At 59.5% G+C, this 299-nt stretch carries 1 protein-coding gene; it reads left to right on the plus strand.

Going from position 1 to position 299, the window contains the following annotated elements:
- Nucleotides 1-9 precede the first annotated feature (9 nt).
- Nucleotides 10-299, plus strand: a 290-nt coding sequence (locus AAEY83_RS13850) for a hypothetical protein (RefSeq protein WP_351059697.1), incomplete at its 3' end; no start/stop codon positions are given.

Below are 299 nucleotides of genomic sequence, written 5' to 3' on the forward strand. Positions count from 1 at the left end.
GACAGGCGCATGACCGTCGATGAAGAGCTCAAGACCGCGCAGATCGCCCTGGAAGACGCCGATCGTGAATTGCGCGACGCGGAAAAACGCCGCACCCAGGCCGAGCAGCAATCGCAGTTGATTCGCGGCCAGCTCGAACAGCAACGCATGGAATGGCAGGCGCTGACCGTACGGCGCAAGGCTTTGCAGGATCAATTGCTCGAAGATGGCTACGATCTCAACGGCGTGCTCGCCACATTGACCGCACAAGCCAGTGAACGCGAAGCCGAAGAAGAACTCGAACGCATCAACGCTCGGAT

Origin of the sequence: Psychrobacter sp. TB20-MNA-CIBAN-0197 (genome assembly GCF_040309765.1) — a bacterium.
GTDB classification, from domain to species: domain Bacteria; phylum Pseudomonadota; class Gammaproteobacteria; order Pseudomonadales; family Moraxellaceae; genus Psychrobacter; species Psychrobacter submarinus.